The sequence below is a fragment of the Cyclobacterium sp. SOCE241 genome, from assembly GCF_056867545.1.
This window is the reverse complement of the sequence record NZ_CP149779.1, coordinates 5516271-5535834: the sequence shown is the minus strand read 5'-3', so window position 1 is coordinate 5535834 and position 19564 is coordinate 5516271. Positions and strand designations below refer to the sequence as shown.

Below are 19564 nucleotides of genomic sequence, written 5' to 3'. Positions count from 1 at the left end.
AGGAAAAAAATCCCTATCCCGTTCAGGTCCAGTTAAGCACTTTCTCCGCATTGGTTCGATAAATTTTTTCCAATACGTCTTCAGGAAGGTCAAGACCATAATATCTCCACCACACTCTCCCCGGCATGTGCTCATCCGCACTTTCCAATAAGCGCCACCAAGCTTGGTACATTTGTTTGTCCAACCCCATATCTGTTCCAAATAACACCCTATTGCTGTATTTGGTAATAAACTTAGCTGCAGACCTTGGTTGCCTTCCAATTTCATAATCCCTAGCAGAAATATCCAAGTAAAGGTTATCAAAATCATCTAACATTTGAGAGAGTCGCTTTAAATCATTGCCCAGGTTGGCCATATGGCAAGCAATAAAAGTAGTTTCCGGATGCTTGACCAATAACTTTGGCAAATAAGTCACCAGCTGATTATAAGTTAATCCATCTGTATTGTATTTATTAAACTGCTGGAAAATAGGGGTTCTTTCTTGGTATACATCCGGAGGGGTCCATGCTGAGGGATGATCTGCTTGGTGTACGTTCACAGGTATATTCAATTCTCCGCATTTTGCCCAGAAAGGATCCAATCTATCATCATCAATATGCATTCTTTCTTCAGGGGATAAGGACTGATTGCGGGTAATCCCAAACCCTTTGTCGGTTACCTCTCCAACACCTCTGGCCCCTAATTGATAACAACGTTCCAGTTCCTTTACCGCTCTCTCCGGATAATCCGGCTTGTCAATTCCTTCCATCTCAATTCCGCAAAAAAGTTGAAACCTGTCTGCATAATCACTGAGATAAAAATCAACCATCTTGTCAAATTCCTTTCCTGTAGCTACAGTAAGCACCACGGATTTTTCTATCCCCACTTCATCCATTGTTTTCACCCAGTCTTTCAACACCTGTTTAGGATTTCCTCCTGCTTCAATTTCGCTATAGTGGTGAACGTGTGCATCGATTACAGAAAACTTCGCTTTGGGAATGAAGGTTTCTTCAGCGATAATAGTAGATTTTGGCGCATAATCTTTAACCAACACATCATCCATAGGACCGGGACCTACTGGTACTCCAGGACCACTCCATGCACCATATTTTACTTTTAACCACTCCGGGTCAGAAGCCCATTCCTTAGCTAAGGGTGTTTCGATAACTTCTTGTTTCTTAGGCCCACAACCTTGAACATATGTCATTCCGGAAGCTCCAAGACCTAGTAAACTCGCCTTTTTCAAAAACCTCTTCTGTTATTTTTCATCTTCATTTCTTATTTAGTATACATCTTGTGACCAACACCTTACCCTTCTAATGAATTAAATTAGGGGTAACTAGGAAACAATTCAATTTCAAACGATAGCTAAGGTATGCCGAACAATCTGTTAGGCTTCATTTATATAAATTCTGCGACAGCAAAATAAGCAGTCAGCAAGCTAAAGAGAATTACCGCTACCAGTCCTATATTTTCTTTTAATCCTGCAACATTGGTTTTCATCAGGTCTTTGTTATTGATAAGAAGAAAAACAGGAATGGCTACTGCAGGTAGAATAAAGGCCTGAAAGGCTTGAGAAAAGACCATGATTAATGGTGGCCTAGCCTCCATAAACTGCATGCCAAAACCAAACAGAATGCCTATAAAAGCCAATAATCTATACATTGGAGACTTGATATCCCTAGGCTTTCCGGTAAAATCACTGATTAACCAGGGTGCTATTAAAATTATGGGAAAGACTGTGGAGATACCTGCCCCTACAATTCCAAGAATTAATATAAACGCAGCAAATTCACCACCTATGGGTTCAAATAATTTGATCATTTCTACCGTGTTTTCCAGCTTTAGCCCCATTACATGCAGGGTTCCTGCAGCAACAGCCATGATGATCACACTAAGGATAAACATCATGGTAGCAGAGACCATTGAGTCCTTTTTTTCATGCTTTAGGTCCTTTATGGTCCAGCCTTTTTCTGCCACCACGGTGCTTCTGATAATAAAAACTGCAGCAGAGCAAGTGGTACCGGCAATGGCTGCTATAAGCCGTAATACTCCCGGTTCATCAGGAATAGAAGGCGCCATACCCGAAACGATGGTGGTGAAATCCGGCTTTAATAAAATAAAAACAACAATAAAGGAAAGCACCATTAAAGCCACGAAAAAAACCAACACTTTTTCAAAAATCAGGTAATTACCAAACCAAAAAAGAGAATACAAAGCCAACACCAACACCAAGGTAATCCAAAATGTACTGAAACCTTCACCACCCAATATAAGTCGGGAACCTTCTTGGATTAAATCGGCAATAATACCAAAAATCCCCATCAGCGCCATTATCTCACCAATGACCAAAGCGATAATAATGTAAACCGCCAATACACTCCCGTATTTCAACTTATTTTTAATATTAAACAAAGCAGTATTTCCGGTGACCAGCGTGGTTTTGCCATAGGCCACCATCAGCACATAGGTAAATATACAGGACAACAGCAATGCCCAAGTTAGCATCATTCCATATTCAGCGCCAACCTTAGCCATGGTAGTTATGCTTCCTGTTCCAATATTATATCCTATCAGAAATAAGCCCGGGCCTATCAAGCTGATGGCAAAAATAATCTTCTTAAAGATAGCGTTGTCTTTCATAAATTAATTAAAGTAGGGTGGATTGTCAATTAAATATTTTAAAACCTTAAGATAATAAAAGCATTTTTACTTTAGCCATTTGTCAAACCAATCAAATGCATCTCCTTGCATTTTTTTGTTGAATTGATGACCTCCGGGATAAAAAGCGCATCTGTACTCTTCGATGGCCTCGGCTTTTTTATATACTTCAGACAATATTTCATCTGCTTTGTGCATTTCCTCCAAAGTATACAATCCATCTTCAATGGAATTGAGCACCATGGTAGGTAGAGGAACACGAAGACCTAGAATTTCAGGAAAGTCTAATTCCTGAGGAAGGCCGGGTGCAAATGTCATCCAGGTGTGAGTGAACGACTTGTGCAAAACCAAATCCTTCCAAGTTGTCATAAATCCCACGCAGACCGCACATTTTATTCTTGGATCAAGGCCTCCCATGAATACCGTTCGCATGCCTCCTCCTGAAAGCCCACCGCAACCTATTTTATCCGGATCCACATCTTCACGATTGCACAATATGTCAAGCGCTTTCCGATCTTCGGCAAGAAACACTCCCGGCCAGCTGGTTCCGGCACTGAAAAGGGATTTGGCCATGGTGTCTTCATTGTAAGCAGCCCATTTATTATAAGCCTTGGCATTTTCCGGCAATTCCGGATTATCATCATTTAAGCCTTGCCTCAAATTCTCCGGTACATCTTTTAACAACACCCTCCTGCTGGCAAAAGTAAAAGCATCTGGTACCATTACAACATATCCCCTCTTGGCCACTTCATTGGCCCAAGCCAAGTCCTCATAATACATTTTCTGATGATCTACCATCATGATGTGTCTTTCCTCACTTGTTTGGGTTATTTTCCTTTTCCCAAAATACTTCCAGCCCCCATGATCGTGAAAAGCCATGATGCCTGGTAGTTTGCCTTTCGAATTCGCAGGCTTCAAAACAATTCCTTGGGACCTTCCACCTGTAGGAAGCTTCCAACTGATCTCTTCAATTGAAAGACCGTCATATACGTAATGATTGTCAACCCTGACCTTGGGCACTCCTCCCAAGTCAGGTGCTGCTAACTTCTCTTGAGTGATTTTTATTGCCTCACTCCTCCACTTATCAATATTTGTCCAATTGCAATTTCGAAAAGAGTGACGGGGTAATTGGCCTTCAAGTAAGCCTCCTGCCCATTTCCCATACCCTCCTATGACGCTTTTTCCTTTTTCTTCCAAACCGGAAGCATAAGACCTGTCTAAAAGCCCTTCACTATTTGTAACCTTACTCTTGTTAGTATTTAACGCATTCAGCTTATTAAATATCCCAAGACTGAGTATACCTGATAATTTTATAAATAACCTTCTGGTATTTTTCATCTCATGCTATTTAAATAGAATCAAACGGTACCGAACCAATTTCAAAGGATTTTGAAAACCTAAAGATCTTAATTCCAATTTACGGTTAAAACCGATAGGGTTTTTACCCTTCATCACAAATCGTAAACATGAAGACTAAAACACAAATGGCAATTGAATCCACTCATTAGGTCAACAGAAGACTATTTATCCAATCTAGACTTCAAAAAAAGCATCAAGAAGAAAATAATAACGGAAACGTTCTCGAACGCTCAAATCTAAAGCGGACCAGCCCTAGGTTTAGCACCTTGCTGCACCAATATTATTATAAGCCGAATAAATTAATGGGTAAAAAGTAACCTTGAAAGTTTACTTTTCGTAATCAAACCAAAATAGGAAACCAAGCTGAATTAAGACCAACTAAAATTAAAGGAAATTAGACAATATAAATATTTTTTAATATCTTGGAAGTAATTATTTCATGAATATTACCTGCAACCATATCGCCATTATCAGCAACACTTCACCTCAAGTATTGAAGGCGAATTGGATTGTACTTGCTCATAATAAAGCCTTTATCAAATCACCCTCTACCATATAGACCGCGGTAGAGGGCTTTCTTCTAGCCATTTTAGGCTACAAAAACAATCTTACAATTTAATACACTAAGAGCATTGATTCACCACTGGTAAATACATCCTTGGTTTAATGCTATTTCTCAAAAAAATCAACATAAGAGCTATGAAACCTATAGTTAAAGAATCTGACTACAGAACAATTAAGAACATCATCAACAATCTAAGTCCTTCTCAGAAAACAAGAGAAGTCGGTCAATTAATGGATGAATTAAATTTGGCAAAGAAAGTACCGGACACCAAGATTGCCAAAAACATTATTCAGCTTAACTCCTATTTTGAAGTCGAATTGGGACAACCTTCACAAACGATTAAAATGAAAATGGTAATCCCTAAAGACGCCAATTTGGCAGAGAATAAAATCTCAGTGTTTTCACCCTTATCAGTTGCACTAATCGGTTTCCGTGAAGGGGCTTCTGTGGACTGGGTTTTACCTGGAGGCCTGAGAAAAATTAAAATTTTAAAAGTTACCAATCAAGACCAAAAAGAATTGGTGACCAAATAAGCTTTCCCTTAAAAAAATCAGGAAAGAAAACAAAAGAGAAGTGTTTTGGAAATAGCCGGTAAAACATGAGGCACCAAGCAAACCTATTGTCCTCATTTATCTAAATACTTCACCAATAATAACTAGAGGTTGAAAAATAGGAGTATTTCAATTATAAAAGCATTACTTTTGTTTTTCAGATCAAGCATTTCAAGGTAGGCCAAAGTTATTTAGTTCTGATAAGAGGGTAATGCAGTCGCTTTATTAAGTAGACTGCAATAGCTATTCTTGTGAAAATAAGGCAGTAAACTTTGCTTTCTATTGGAATTGAAGGAATTAACTTCTATCTTTGTGTCCCTTTTTGAGGGTGAAATGTATTTAACAAGCTAATTATTAAACATTTACACAGTGAATACTTTAAGCTATAAGACCATATCAGCGAATGATGCTACGGTGGAGAAGGAGTGGGTAGTAGTGGATGCCCAATCCCAGGTACTCGGCAGATTTTCAAGCGAAGTGGCAAAAATGTTGAGAGGGAAGCACAAGCCAAACTTTACCCCTCATGTTGATTGCGGAGACAACGTTATTGTAATTAACGCAGAGAAAGTAAGACTTACCGGAAGGAAGTGGACAGAGAAGGTATATGTACGTCACACGGGATTTCCCGGGGGTCAACGTATAGCTACTCCAAAGATCCTTTTGGAAAAATCGCCACGTACTCTGGTAGAGAAAGCAGTAAAAGGAATGCTTCCAAAAACAGACTTGGTAGAAAACTATACACTAACCTGTATGTATACGCCGGCTCGGAGCATCCGCACAGCGCACAAAAACCTAAAGAAGTAAAACTTTAATGCTACCCGTCAATGGAAGTAATTAACAAAATTGGAAGAAGAAAGGAATCCGTAGCCAGGATTTACGTAAAATCCGGGAACGGTAATATCACGGTAAACAAAAGGGCCTTGGACAAGTATTTCCCTTTTGAGCTGCACCAGATTGTGGTGAAGCAACCTTTGGTATTGGTCAATGAGGACGGTGCCTATGACATTAACATCAATGTTGATGGTGGTGGGATCAGTGGTCAAGCAGAAGCCATTAGAATGGCGATATCTAGAGCCCTTTGTGAAATCAACGAAGACCACAGAAGTCCGTTGAAAAAAGAAGGATTCTTAACGCGTGATTCCAGAATGGTTGAACGTAAGAAACCAGGAAGAAGAAAAGCAAGAAGAAGATTCCAGTTCTCTAAGAGATAATTGGGTATATTCTTTTCTTAATATTATAAACAACAATTTATTAAATGGCCAATATAGAATATAAAGACTTACTGGATGCTGGTGTTCACTTCGGACACTTAACAAGAAAGTGGGATCCTAAAATGGCACCCTATATCTTCATGGAGAAGAATGGGATCCATATTATTGATCTAAACAAAACGCTCGTTTGCCTTGATGAAGCATCCAACGCAATCAAGCAGATCGTACGCTCAGGCAAAAAAATCATGTTTGTAGCTACGAAAAAACAAGCCAAAGATTTGGTAGCAGAAGAAGCCAGAAGGCTTAAGATGCCCTACATTACTGAAAGATGGCTTGGTGGTATGATGACAAACTTTGCTACCATCCGTAAATCTTTGAAGAAGATGTCGACCATAGACAAAATGTCTAAAGACGACGCTTACAAAAACCTAGCGAAGAAAGAAAGGCTGATGATCAGCCGTCAAAGAGAAAAGCTGGAAAATGTATTGGGAGGTATTTCTGACCTTACACGTCTTCCTGCAGCCCTCTTTATTGTAGATATTAAACGGGAGCATATTGCCTTGGCGGAAGCTAAGAAGCTTGGTATTCCTGTGTTTGCATTGGTAGATACAAACTCTAACCCTAATGAGGTTGATTTCCCTATCCCTGCAAATGATGATGCTTTTAAATCCATTTCACTATTGGTGAAAGCATTCGGTGCTGCTATTGAAGAAGGATTGTCTGAACGTAAGAAAGACAAAGACGAAGCTAAACTTTCTGAAGAGGAAGAAGCAAAAAAGCAGCCGACGCTGAAACCAAAGAATAATCCACTTTGACATTTTAATTACAAAAATTGGACACTTGCGACAGCTTGCTGTTCAATTTTTGTTTTATTGTCAACACCTAATTTAATTCAACAAAAAAATATAAACCAATGGCTATTACTGCACAAGAGGTAAATAAACTGAGACAAAAAACCGGGGCCGGTATGATGGACTGTAAGAAAGCCCTTACCGAAGCTGAAGGAGATTTTGAAAAAGCTATTGATATCCTTAGAAAAAAGGACAAAAAGTTTCAGCTTCCAGAGCAGACCGTGAAACCAAAGAAGGCGTTGTGGTTACTAGTGTAAGCGAAGATGGTAAAACCGGAACAATCCTTTCACTTACTTGTGAAACAGACTTTGTTGCCAAAAATGATGAGTTTTCTGCCTTTGCTAACGCCATCTTGGCTGAAGCAGTAAAAGCAGATGCTGATAGCATTGAAGCTGTTTTGGCATTGCCTTATGAAGGCATCACCATCGGTGAGAAAATCACTGAAATGACCGGTAAAATCGGTGAAAAAATTGGTGTTTCTTACCTTGAAAAAATAACTGCAGAAGTTGTTGAACCTTATATACACTCCAATGGTAAGTTAGGTGTATTGGTAGGACTAACCAACACCCAAGGTGCTGATGTTTCTGATGCAGGTAAAGATGTTGCCATGCAAATTGCTGCCATGAATCCGGTAGCACTTGACAAAGATGGTGTAGATTCTTCTGTTGTTGAAAGAGAAATCGAAGTTGGTAAAGACCAAGCTAGGCAAGACGGAAAACCGGAAGCAATGCTTGAGAAAATTGCCATGGGTAAATTAAACAAGTTCTACAAAGAGAACACTTTGCTTAGCCAGTCTTTCGTGAAAGACACTAGCAAAACCATCGCTCAATACCTTGACAGCGTAAGTAAAGGTTTGACCGTATCTAGTTTCAAAAGAGTTTCTATAGGTTAATCCTTAAAGAAATCAACATATATTTAAACCTGACCAATATTTTGGTCAGGTTTTTTTTATATCGCAATTGTAAGTCCCTTCCCATTTTCAATCCCTACCTCTACCAGCTTAAGAAAAAAAGAACAAACAGTGTCTAATTTAAGGTTAAGCAATGAAAGGGCCTTCCAATAAAAATCGTTTTAATTGAATCCCTGATCCCACTTTATCGTTCTTAATGTTATGGCACCAAATTTTGTACGATCACTATTTTTACTTTTTTTATTCCTTTTAGCGGAATGTCTCAAGATATAATATTTGGTATTGAAACCAAATACAGCTTCCCTATTAATGATTTCAAAGAAAAACTCCAAGCCAACAGCTTCCCGGAAATTGCTGGTTCTGTATATTATGAATTCCCTAGATTTCCGGTTGCTGCAGGGCTGAGCGTTGGCTATGGCCTCTATGGCTCCTTATTGGAAAAAAGAGACGACTTATATGACGGAGATCCAGAGGTGTTGAGACTACGCAGAAACAGCAATGTCCTACATATAAAAGCCCATTATAAGCATTACCTTCCATGGGTTAAAATGGATAGGCTCTTTATTGATGCACAGATAGGGGCCAGCAATTTGTATACCCGTTATATGATTAGGGAAACGATTTTATCCGAAACATTAGAGGAAGGTTTCGATCACTCGGCCTTTACCATGGCTTATGGATTAGCTTTGGGTTATAAATTACCCATTGAATTTAAAGGAAGTGATACACAACTGGAGTTGAAAGTCAGCTATAACAATAGTGCTCCTTTCCGATTTTTGCCCAAAGGAGGGGTAGAAACAACCAAAAATCCGGGAGAAAATGCTGTATTTCACTACAACACCCAAAGGTCCAATATAGAAATGGTTCAAATTGCAATTGCAGTGGTGGGCATATAGTATGTTTTTAAAACCCATTACACATTAGCCCCCACTATTTAGGATTGATTACTAATAGGCTCTGGTAAGTTACTTCAAGTGCAAAGCTATGAAATCAATAATGGCTAGTAATTCCCCGCAAGTGATTAGTCGAATATTGCCGGAAAATTAAGTTCCAATAATAGCTCATTTTTTTTGAAGAACTTAGCCTTCATGTTTGAAAAAAGCCCAAATAAGGAGGTTAACATGGAAATAAGGAAGAATAGCAAACTAAATGCTACTGCTACATTTTGATCTATCCCCACATAATCATGGGCCAAAACAAAGACAAGTTCTCTTGCCCCTACCCCCCTATGGTGAGAGGCAAGACAGAAACTGTACTCGAAACGAGAAACACAAAAAGGTAAGGAATATACTGATCTCCTACCCCCATACTAATTAGAATAAAGTAGGCACTACACAATTGCAGCAGTTGGTTTAGAAAAGAAAACCCGGTGGTGGATGGCACAGACCCCATAAATTGCTTAAAAAAAGAAGCATCACCAAATAAAATCCGATTGGAATAAACACAATTCCTAAAATCCCCAGCCAATACATTGAGATGGGAAAATCCCAGGGTAGATTCAGAAACAACATCAGACAAAACATCAGCCAGAGCAATACTGCCAAGCCATTTCCCCTATCTAGTAAGGCCGCATTAATCAATTGCTTTACGGGTGTTTTATGTACCTTATTAAGCAAATACACCTTATAACCATCTCCTCCAATGCCGCCGGGAAGGAAAAGATTATAAAACATTCCAATCAAATACAATTTGATATTTTTAATTTCAGGTAAGCGAAGCCCTATGTCCCTAAAATAAATATTCAGGCGTATAGCACTGAACAACTTTGAAGCTACAAAAAATATCCATGCCAAGAATATCCAACCTATATCAGAGGTTTGAATCACCTTCCACGTGGTCTTCGTATCTATTTTACTAAAAACAAGATACAGTGCCAGACTGGTAAGAAGGATTTTAAGAAAAAATTTAAGCCTCTTTTTTATCACCTTGAAAAATTGCTTTCACTGTATATGTCTTTTTATCTTGAGATTCATAATAGGTCCTTACGATTATTTCCGCCACTATCCCTGTAGTGATCAATTGCACTCCACCAAGCACCAAAATAAACCCTACCAAAAGTATGGGCCGTCCCCAAATATCTTCTCCCATTAACTTTAGTACAAGCAAATAAATATTTACCAGTACCCCCCTGTAAAAGCAAAAAGCCCTAGGGTGCCAAATATATGAATAGGTCGCTGAAAATATTTCTGAAAGAAGAGCATTAAAATAAGGTCAGCGATTACCTTAAACGTTCTACTTAGTCCATACTTAGACTCTCCATGAATTCTGGGGTGATGTTTTACATCTACCTCTGTCATCCGTGCTCCTTCTTGTTTTGCTAATACGGGTATAAACCTGTGAAGTTCTCCATAAAGCCCCATATTCTGTGCAATATGTGCTTTGTATATTCTCAGACTACAGCCATAGTCAGAAAGGAATACTTTGGTCGTGTGTCTGATTAACCAATTGGCCATTTTGCTGGGCAATTTTCGAAGCACAAAGCCATCTTTCCTTTTGGCTCTTTTTCCGGCCACCACGTCCCAATCCTCCTCTCGGACCATGTTTAAGAGCATAGGGATATCACTGGGATCATTCTGGAGATCACCATCCATGGTTACAATGTACTTTCCGTTGGAATGATCTATTCCACCTGCCAAGGCTGTGGTTTGTCCATAATTCTTGTTAAACACCAATACCCTGGTTCTATCATTGGCCAAAGCCTTCATTTTCTCTACTGAGTGATCTGTAGATCCATCATCTACTAATATCAGCTCATAATCAATGGCTGATAATGATTCATATACGGCATCTAATAAGGGCGCAATATTACCTTCTTCATTAAAAATGGTAATGACAACGGAAATCTCAGGCTGAGTCATGATTTAAAATTTGGACGAAATTAAGGCTTTTTAAAAGCTATGACAAATGGAAGACCTAAAACCTAATATTAAAATTTCTTTATTTTTAATATTAACAACTTAGGGTTCTTTTTGAGGGAAGGGCAAATTTGCCTATATTTAATCCAAAACGAGTGCATGGTGACTAAAAACTAACAAAATTTAGTGGGATCGGTTTCTTTGATGAAGATTCAATATTTTCAACAACAAGTGCATGTTTCGTTTTTTATTCTAAAAGAAAATCGCAGTAAAGTCAAGCTGCCTTTTCATTTCACCTAGATTTTAACCCTTACAAAATACCAAACCCAATGAATTTGAAATCCAGAAGAAACGCCCTTAAATCACTTGCATTAGGAAGTGGTTTAGCCTTGATGAATCCTTACCATCTGCTGGCTTCCGAAAAGAAAAGAAAACTCGGCGTGGCACTTGTCGGCCTAGGCTACTATAGCACTGACTTATTGGCTCCTGCTTTACAGCAGACAGAACATTGTTATTTGGCAGGGATTGTCACAGGGACACCTTCAAAGGCTGTCGCCTGGAAAGAAAAATACCAGATACCCGAAAACAACATATACAATTATGAAAATTTTGATTCTATAGCCGACAACCCAGAAATAGACGTTGTTTATGTGGTGTTACCACCATCTATGCATGAGGAATATGTGGTGAGGGCCAGCAATGCCGGCAAACATGTTTGGTGCGAGAAACCAATGGCGGTAACAAGCAAAGAATGCCAAAACATGATCAATTCTTGTAAAAAGAATAATGTACAACTAACCATTGGCTATCGCTTGCATCACGAACCAAATACACAAGAATATCGCTCAATTATAAAAAATGAGAAGCTTGGTAAAGTAAAATATGTCAACTGCGAAGCAGGCTACAGAGAAAACCGGACCGATCATTGGAAACAGAAAAAAGAAATGGGTGGGGGCGTAATTTATGACATGGGCGTATATGCTATTCAAGGTGCACGATTGGGCACAAATATGGAGCCCATAGCTGTACATTCAGCCAAAGCAATCTCTACCAGACCGGAAATCTATAAAAACGGGCTAGCTGACGAGGTTACAGCAAAATTAGAGTTTCCCGGTGGAGTATTTGCTGACATCCGAACTACATTTACCGAAAGTACCAATTTTATGATAGTGGAATGTGAAAAAGGAGATATCAACTTGAAACCCTACTCTAGTTACGGGGGAGCTAAAGGAGAGAGTCCATTGGGTAAAATTAATCATAGTTATGAGGTCCCTTGGCAGCAAACCAAACAAATGGATGATGACGCCCTGGCTATTCTAGCAAACAAGGCTCCTATGGTGCCCGGTGAAGAAGGGCTTCGCGATATCAAAATAGTAGAGGCCATTTTGGAATCCGCGGAAAAGGGAAAGCGGGTCAAAATATAGCCCTCCTACTCAAGCTAACCATTTTCGCGCTACAATTCTTGATGGATTCTTCAAATTTCATTCGTTTAAAATATTTTCAACAAGAAACCAATAAAACTCAGCAGTATTGAGACTAAAGTAAGTCACAATACTGCTTTTTACTGCCTCATAGATCTCCTAATAAATTACCAAACTTTACCCTCACCAATAGGATTCTTCATGCCTTCAAAAATTTTCAAAGTACTTTTGATTGGAATACCCATTACAAGCATTTTATTTTTTATAATTTTACCTCTTATCAATTTTTAGCTATGAATAAAACTCCCGAATGGATTAATTCCTACGGCTTTCCCATGGTTGCCTTTCTGGTTTTGGTTGGCCCATTCGCTTTAGATTTTCACCTGCACTATCCGGATGAGATGTATTATACAGATGCTGCCATACGTATGATGCAAAATGGAGACTTTCTTACGACCTACCTTGGAAATGGCGAATTACGGTTTAAGAAACCCATTTTAACCTACTGGTTCGTTCTTGCCGGTTTCAAAACGCTAGGTGTTGCCGCCTATTCTTCAAGAATACTGTTTTTAATATGCGGGGCCGGCATCATCCCTTTGGTGTACCATATTGCAAAAATAATTGGTAAAACCCCCAAACTCCCTACTTGGTCTGCATGGATCATTGCCACGCATCCTATAATCATTTTTAGTAGTACCCGGTCTATTCCTGATATTTTGCTGGCCTTTTTCATGACACTAGCAGCCTTAGGAGTTACCGGATTATTGAAATATGGTAACAATAGTCCCAAGAAATACCTTTGGTTTTTTACTTAGGATTGGCTTTTGCCTTTGAAACCAAAGGATTACCGGCAGCAGCCCTAGGACTTGTAGCCATTGCTTATATGCTATTTAATCCATGGAACCGTATTAAAATAACCAAATTATTGTACCTCCCTGCCATTTTCATCGGCTTATTTATTGCCTTATTTTGGTTTGTTGCCATGTATTTAAAATTTGGCCCTGTTTACCTCGATTCATTTATTGAAGATCAGGTGGGCATGCGTGTTGGGAATAGGCTATTAATGATTGGTAAACATTTTGTCTTTGCAGTCCTTTTAATGGTACTTCTATTTATTCCTTGGGTGGGCTTGCGACTAAAAGGAATCGTATCCGGATTCAAAGCCACTTTTATTCAAGACAAAGCAATTTATGGCTTTGCAATATTATGGATATTTTCCATTATTGGCATGACGGCCATGGTATCCACCTTTTACGAACGCTATCTGCTTCCCGTAACCCCTATGGCTTCCATTTTATTGGCGGGAATATTGATCGCACAAGACCCACCGTCAAATAAGGGAATGAAAATATGGGCCAGAATATTTTTGGCCATTAATTGGCTGATATTGGCAGTAGCACTTTTTGCCCATATAGGTTTGGGAGGCCCTTATTGGATTTATTTTCAATGGCTTATTGCGATTATTTTAAGTATTTATTTATGGAGGAAATCAAGTAAGCTTACCACCCTCCCACACACACTGGGACTGCCCCTATTAATGCTATTTTTATCGATTTCCATTGTTACTCATCCCTTGTCTATCCCAAATCAAGGTAGGCAGGTTCAGTCCTATTTTACCAACCAACCAATCCCTAAAAACAGCAATATTGCCTTTTTGGGGAACCTTCATTATGCCAGTAAAATAAGAATTGGATTAGGACCGGAATATAGGATGAAGACATTTGCTTCCATAGATGAGGTTCCTGATGATTATGCCTACATCATCTGTGACGAACCCAACCTTAAAAAACTGGAAGGCAGGTTTCAGAAAAGCGAAATAATTAGTGTAAACTGGGACCCAAAATATATCAACGAAATGATTATGGCTATCATTAATGGCAACACAACTGAAGAAAAAATAAAATGGGGGAAAAAGTATTACTGGATAGATCGATCTCCTCTATAAATAAAGAAAGGGTTGCCACAAGCAACCCTTTCTTTATTTATAATAAATGACTGATTAATTATTGTTTGGCCAGAACAAGCTTTTCCTTGTGCTTTTTAATTTGTCTTCGAAGGGCTTCTATTGAGTCGTCGGCAGCTGCTTCAAAAGAGTCGTTTTGACTTTTAGCAAAAAATTGTTTACCGGGTACATTCAGTTTGATTTCAACGATTTTATTTTCACTTTTATCATTTTTATCCAACCTCATAAACACTTCTCCATCTATGATTTGATCAAAATAGGTGTCAAGTTTATCCGCTTTTCTTTGGATAAAATCGATCAATTTCTGATCAGCGACGAAATGAATTGAATGCATTTGTAATTTCATAATAATAAACGTTTAAAAGTTAAACTTTAATTTAAGCTTTAGGATGTGCTTGTTCGTACACAGCCTTAAGTTTCTCAATAGAATTATGAGTATAAACCTGGGTCGCGGCAAGACTTGCATGACCCAGAAGATCTTTGACGGCGTTTAAGTCTGCACCTTTATTAAGCAAATGGGTAGCAAAGGTATGTCTCATAAGGTGAGGGCTACTTTTGGTATTTCGGACAAAAAGATTTAAATATTTCTTTACAATTCGATAAATCATCATTGGGTAAACTTGCTCTCTATTTGATTTAACGATAAAGAAATCATTTTCGTTTTGAATAGAAAAACTATCTTCAAAAACTTTTCTATACTGTAGAATGGCGCTCTTTAGGCTACCGGAAATTGGTATTATTCTAAATTTTTTACCTTTCCCCAAGACTTTTATCTGTAACTGCCTAAGGTCCACAGAAGACCATTTCAAACCTATCAATTCAGACAACCTTATCCCGGTAAGATACAGGGTTTGCATGACCATGCGATCCCGCTGCCCTTCAAAATCCTGAGCAAAATTATTTTCTTCTAATAAAGTCAGCATTTCCTTTTCCTGAATAAATGCGGGTAGGGTTCTTCCCTTTTTTAAGGAGCGGATTTTAAAAGTAGGGTCTTTGCTGATAACTTCAGACCGCAATAAAAATTTATAAAAAGACCTCAAAGTGGCTATTTTTCTATTGACTGTAGCGACTTCTAAACCATCTTCAATAAGGTCAACCATCCAAGCCCTAATTTCTGCATGACCTGCTTCTTCGGGATTAGCCATTCCAAAAGCCGTGTTTATGAATTCCATAAACTGGTCCAGGTCTTTTTTGTATGCCAAACTTGTGTGCCGGCTTACTCTTTTCTCGTGTTCTAGATAGCTGATAAATGAAAAAAGCATATTGATGTTTTATTAGACATCAATATGCTCAATATTTTCTAAAAAGAAAGGTTTTCTTATTTACCTTCTTCTTCTTGCATACGTTGCTTGTAAGCTGCTTTAATTACTTCTGTTCTTCTAGTGATAGAAGGTTTTTCAAAAGCCTGTCTGCTTCTCAATTCACGGATGACTCCAGTTTTGTCAAACTTCTTCTTGAAACGCTTTAGCGCTTTTTCGATAGATTCGTTCTCTTTTACGTTTACTACGATCATATAATTACACCTCCTTTCAGCCTGCAAAGGTAGAGAAACTTATTGAGACCCCAAAACAAACACCACAACCATTCATGAATTCCCTCAATTAATCTCCATAAATGATGACCAAGAATTTACTAAATTCATTCTCCCCTTCAATCAGCCATTTTAACCCCCACTGCTTGCCCTTTATTAAGTAAATTGTTTCTCTTGCTCAAATTAGCTTACCACCTTATTAAATGTACAAGGATGAATATCGCTATTCATATTCCTGGATGCCTACCTAGTAACAAACCTTTTCTACCTCAAATCATCTTTCAGGCCTACGCTGCGTTCGTGTTTAAGAATAATTGACCTTCCTAGCAGGAATATATTAAGTTTGATTTCTTTCTATGAATAGGATAAAACTTTATATTTGAGAATGGAAAATATTTTAATAACTGGTGGGGCCGGATATATAGGTTCCCATACGGCGGTGGCTCTTTTGGAAGCCGGCTACCAGCCCATCATCATCGATGATTTTTCAAACTCAGAAAAAAGTGCTTTAGAGGGATTAAAAAAAATCACGGGTCAGGACATCGCTTGCTACGAAGGAGACTGCAATGATGCGACATTAATGGAGCGCATTTTCACTGAAAACAAACTTTCAGGTGTGATACATTTTGCTGCCTTCAAGGCTGTAGGTGAGAGCTCAATGCTTCCTTTAAAATATTATCACAACAACATCAGTAGTTTGGTGGTATTATTAGAAACCATGAATAAACACAATGTAGAGAACCTCGTTTTCTCTTCATCTTGTACGGTATATGGTCAGCCCGACAAACTTCCGGTCAAGGAATCTACACCAAGAAAAAAAGCGGAAAGCCCTTATGGAAACACCAAAAAAATCTGTGAAGACATTTTGGTAGATCAAGTAAATAGTAAGGTTGCCTTATCGGCAATTGCCCTGAGGTATTTCAACCCGATTGGGGCGCATACTTCTTCAGAAATAGGTGAATTACCTTTAGGTGTACCATCCAATCTTGTTCCTTTTGTAACCCAAACAGGTGTAGGGATAAGAGAAGAATTGACTGTTTTTGGAGATGATTATGACACGCCTGACGGTACTTGTGTTAGGGATTATATTCATGTGATGGATTTGGCAGAAGCTCATGTAAAAGCCATTTCACACCTCAAAGAAAAAAGGCACCATTCTATGACATTTTCAATGTGGGAACCGGTAATGGGAACACAGTAATGGATGTTATCAAGGCCTTTGAAAAAGTAAGCGGTAAACCGCTAAACTATAAAATCGGACCCAGAAGACCTGGGGACGTGGTAAAAGTTTGGGCTGATACAGCAAAGATCAACGATGAATTAAACTGGAAAGCCCGATTCAATTTAGAGGAAGCGCTAAGAGACAGCTGGAACTGGCAATTGGCTCTTTCTAAAAAACAATAGCTATCAATATGCTAAAACTCCTAGTCAATTTACTAACATTCGTATTGGTAATCCCTTCCATGGGATTCCAATTAAACCCAGATCCTAAACCTATTGATAAAGTCTATCCTCTTTTGGATGCTGCAAACTCGAGATGGTTTTATTTTAGTGCCGCCACCAGACCTTTTGGAATGGTAAACCTCAGCCCCGACCATGAAATTGATGGTGCTTGGGGGAGTGGTTACAGGTATAATTCCGATACTGTAAAAGGTTTCAGTCATATTCATGCTTGGCAAATGTCCGGCGTTTCAGTAATGCCTGTCAGCTATGACACAGCTCCAGAGGTGCTTTTGACAGACTATTATTCTACTTATGACAGAGACTTGGAAACCATCAAACCCGGGTATCACAAAGTTTTTCTAAAACGATATGGTATAACTGCAGAATTGACAGCTACTCATCGTGTAGGCTTACATAAATACACCTTCCCCGAGGCTAGAAATCAGGCAGTTTTATTTCATTTAGAAGGCGTTTTGGGGCCCAGTAAAATGATAGATGGAAGTTTAAAACAAATTTCACCCTATATACTGGAAGGGCAAGTCACCAACTCGCCCACATCAAGAAGGCCAAACACTTTGACAGTTTATTTCCAAGTGGAGTTTGATCAACCCATCGTGGATTGGGTGGCGTCTGAAAATTCTCCCCATAAAATAGTGAGTTTTGGAAAAAGTAAGGGAAAACCCTTACAAATGAAGGTGGCCCTTTCTTATACAACAGCTGAAAATGCGGCCCTAAACAAAAAGAAGAACTCCCACATTGGAATTTTGACAAAGTGGTCAAAGAAACCCAAGAGATTTGGAACGAACTTCTTGGCCGGATTGAGGTAGAAGGCAATACTGAAACCCAACAAAGGCGATTTTATACAGATCTTTGGAAATCCCTTCAGGGAAGAAGGACCATTAGTGATGTCAACGGTGCTTACCCGGACAATACCGGTAATTCATTTAGGGTTGGTCAATTGCCTTTGGATAACAATGGGAAACCTCTTTTCAGGCACTTCAACTCCGATTCTTTTTGGGGTGCTCAATGGACCATTAATGTTTTGTGGGGCTTGGTATATCCGGAAATAGCGGAAGAATTTGCAAATAGTTTGCTTCAATACTATCAAGATGGAGGTTTGATCCCGCGTGGCCCATCAGGAGGAAATTACACCTATGTCATGACAGGCGCATCCAGCACTCCATTGTTTGTTGGACTGTATCAAAAAGGAATCAGAGGATTTGATATTGACATGGCCTATGAGGGGCTTCGAAAAAATCATATGCCCGGCGGAATGATGAGTAGGTCTGGTTATGAACATAAAACAGCCAAAGGAGGCAATGTGGAAGACTATATAACAATGGGATATGTTCCTTATCCTAACCCTAGAGGTCGTTTTGGAGGTCATGAACAAGGTGCGGGACAAACTTTAGAGTACAGTTATCAGGATTGGACCCTTGCACAACTTGCACTTGCTTTGGGCAAAAAAGAGGATGCTAATATTTTCTTGGCACGATCAAAAAATTACAAAAACCTCTATGATGCACAAAGTGGCTGGATCAGACCCAAAAATGTAGATGGTGAGTGGGCCAACCCATTTGACCCTTACAATTATGCCAAAGGATACGTAGAGGCCAATGGTGCGCAATTTACATGGTTTGTTCCGCATGATATTGGAGGTTTGGCTGCCTTAATGGGTGGAAAAGAAAAAGCTGCTGCACGATTGAACGAACAGTTTGAACAGGCGGAAAAACTAGGTTTTACTTCAGGAACCTCACATTCAGTAGAAACTCATCCTGAGTACCGAAGGATTCCTATAAATTATGGCAATCAACCTTCCATTCAAACCGCCTATATATTCAATTATTTAGACCGACCTGATCTCACTCAGTATTGGTCAAGAAAAGTATTGGATGCTGCTTTTTCTGGGTTATCCCCAGAAAGCGGGTTCAATGGGGATGAAGACCAAGGACTTATGGGTTCTTTGGCAGTATTGATGAAACTTGGATTATTTCAAATGAATGCCGGAACCGAAGAAAACCCTATCTATGAACTGGGAGTCCCATTTTTGACAAAGCAGTCATTCACTTAAACGAAGAGTACTATCCCGGTAAATCAATAACCATAGATGCGGAAAACAATGGACCGACAAATTATTATCTTTCTCAGAAAAGCTTTAATGGTCAAACGATCAAAGGTATCGGGGTGAGGCATGAAGACCTCATCAAAGGAGGCCTGATAAAACTACAAATGAGTTCAAAAAGTAAATAATTAAAAAGGAGCCC

At 39.0% G+C, this 19564-nt stretch carries 14 protein-coding genes and 6 pseudogenes; 12 read left to right on the top strand and 8 right to left on the bottom strand.

Features of this window, described 5'->3' with window-relative positions:
- Window positions 1–22: 22 nt before the first annotated feature.
- The 3 genes from WG932_RS28180 to WG932_RS28170 all read right to left on the bottom strand — a co-directional run bounded on the left by WG932_RS28180 (window position 23) and on the right by WG932_RS28170 (window position 3978).
- Window positions 23–1225 (bottom strand): amidohydrolase family protein, encoded by a 1203-nt coding sequence (locus WG932_RS28180; RefSeq protein WP_483086116.1) that lies wholly within the window; start codon window positions 1223–1225, stop codon window positions 23–25.
- Window positions 1226–1380: 155 nt separating this feature from the next.
- Window positions 1381–2622, bottom strand: a complete 1242-nt coding sequence (locus tag WG932_RS28175; protein ID WP_014020967.1) for an Nramp family divalent metal transporter — start codon at window positions 2620–2622, stop codon at window positions 1381–1383.
- A gap of 66 nt (window positions 2623–2688) precedes the next feature.
- Window positions 2689–3978 (bottom strand): dienelactone hydrolase family protein, encoded by a 1290-nt coding sequence (locus WG932_RS28170; RefSeq protein WP_483086115.1) that lies wholly within the window; start codon window positions 3976–3978, stop codon window positions 2689–2691.
- A 720-nt stretch (window positions 3979–4698) separates the two neighbouring features.
- Between WG932_RS28170 and WG932_RS28165 the strand changes: the two genes are divergently transcribed.
- The 6 genes and pseudogenes from WG932_RS28165 (at window position 4699) to WG932_RS28140 (ending at window position 8983) form a co-directional block, all read left to right on the top strand.
- Window positions 4699–5097 carry a GreA/GreB family elongation factor gene (locus tag WG932_RS28165; protein ID WP_014020965.1) on the top strand — a complete coding sequence of 133 codons (399 nt, stop codon included), beginning with the start codon at window positions 4699–4701 and terminating at the stop codon, window positions 5095–5097.
- A gap of 387 nt (window positions 5098–5484) precedes the next feature.
- Window positions 5485–5927: pseudogene (gene rplM / locus WG932_RS28160) on the top strand (50S ribosomal protein L13).
- Window positions 5928–5939: 12 nt separating this feature from the next.
- Entirely contained in the window at window positions 5940–6326 is a 387-nt protein-coding gene (gene rpsI / locus WG932_RS28155; RefSeq protein ID WP_014020963.1) for a 30S ribosomal protein S9, read from the top strand.
- 44 nt (window positions 6327–6370) lie between these two features.
- A pseudogene (gene rpsB, locus WG932_RS28150) lies at window positions 6371–7131 on the top strand (30S ribosomal protein S2).
- Between the two features lie 108 nt (window positions 7132–7239).
- Window positions 7240–8069: pseudogene (tsf, locus tag WG932_RS28145) on the top strand (translation elongation factor Ts).
- A gap of 275 nt (window positions 8070–8344) precedes the next feature.
- Complete coding sequence (locus WG932_RS28140) at window positions 8345–8983, top strand: hypothetical protein (protein WP_339677768.1); 639 nt, start codon at window positions 8345–8347, stop codon at window positions 8981–8983.
- 456 nt (window positions 8984–9439) lie between these two features.
- Here WG932_RS28140 and WG932_RS28135 read toward each other — a convergent pair whose 3' ends face one another.
- Both WG932_RS28135 and WG932_RS28130 read right to left on the bottom strand, forming a co-directional pair.
- Window positions 9440–10012: a lysylphosphatidylglycerol synthase transmembrane domain-containing protein gene (locus WG932_RS28135; protein ID WP_483086114.1), complete on the bottom strand. Its 573-nt coding sequence runs from the start codon at window positions 10010–10012 to the stop codon at window positions 9440–9442.
- Window positions 9993–10945: pseudogene (locus WG932_RS28130) on the bottom strand (glycosyltransferase family 2 protein). Before WG932_RS28130 ends, WG932_RS28135 begins: the two are co-directional and overlap by 20 nt.
- A 326-nt stretch (window positions 10946–11271) precedes the next feature.
- On the opposite strand from WG932_RS28130, the gene WG932_RS28125 reads away from it, so the two are divergent.
- The 3 genes from WG932_RS28125 (at window position 11272) to WG932_RS28115 (ending at window position 14308) form a co-directional block, all read left to right on the top strand.
- Window positions 11272–12366, top strand: coding sequence for a Gfo/Idh/MocA family protein (locus WG932_RS28125; protein ID WP_483086113.1), 1095 nt, complete (start codon window positions 11272–11274; stop codon window positions 12364–12366).
- 290 nt (window positions 12367–12656) lie between these two features.
- The gene (locus WG932_RS28120) at window positions 12657–13178 is read left to right on the top strand and encodes an ArnT family glycosyltransferase (protein ID WP_483086112.1); all 522 of its coding nucleotides are present in this window, start codon (window positions 12657–12659) and stop codon (window positions 13176–13178) included.
- The gene (locus tag WG932_RS28115; RefSeq protein WP_483086111.1) at window positions 13163–14308 is read left to right on the top strand and encodes a hypothetical protein; all 1146 of its coding nucleotides are present in this window, start codon (window positions 13163–13165) and stop codon (window positions 14306–14308) included. The genes WG932_RS28120 and WG932_RS28115 overlap by 16 nt, the downstream gene beginning before the upstream one ends.
- 58 nt (window positions 14309–14366) lie before the next feature.
- Here the strand turns inward: WG932_RS28115 and hpf are convergent, their stop codons facing one another.
- Genes hpf through rpsU form a run of 3 tightly spaced genes read right to left on the bottom strand, consistent with a single transcriptional unit; the run spans window position 14367 to window position 15839 of the window.
- Window positions 14367–14672 carry a ribosome hibernation-promoting factor, HPF/YfiA family gene (gene hpf / locus WG932_RS28110; protein WP_014020955.1) on the bottom strand — a complete coding sequence of 102 codons (306 nt, stop codon included), beginning with the start codon at window positions 14670–14672 and terminating at the stop codon, window positions 14367–14369.
- A 31-nt stretch (window positions 14673–14703) separates the two neighbouring features.
- Window positions 14704–15588, bottom strand: coding sequence for a tyrosine-type recombinase/integrase (locus tag WG932_RS28105; protein WP_014020954.1), 885 nt, complete (start codon window positions 15586–15588; stop codon window positions 14704–14706).
- Between the two features lie 56 nt (window positions 15589–15644).
- Window positions 15645–15839, bottom strand: coding sequence for a 30S ribosomal protein S21 (gene rpsU / locus WG932_RS28100; protein ID WP_014020953.1), 195 nt, complete (start codon window positions 15837–15839; stop codon window positions 15645–15647).
- 403 nt (window positions 15840–16242) lie between these two features.
- Between rpsU and galE the strand changes: the two are divergent.
- The 3 genes and pseudogenes from galE to WG932_RS28085 all read left to right on the top strand — a co-directional run bounded on the left by galE (window position 16243) and on the right by WG932_RS28085 (window position 19550).
- A pseudogene (gene galE, locus WG932_RS28095) lies at window positions 16243–17261 on the top strand (UDP-glucose 4-epimerase GalE).
- 8 nt (window positions 17262–17269) lie between these two features.
- A complete protein-coding gene (locus WG932_RS28090) occupies window positions 17270–18127 on the top strand; it encodes a hypothetical protein (RefSeq protein ID WP_483086110.1) in 858 nt (285 codons plus the stop codon).
- Window positions 18073–19550, top strand: a pseudogene (locus WG932_RS28085) (glycoside hydrolase family 92 protein). Before WG932_RS28090 ends, WG932_RS28085 begins: the two are co-directional and overlap by 55 nt.
- Window positions 19551–19564: the final 14 nt, after the last annotated feature.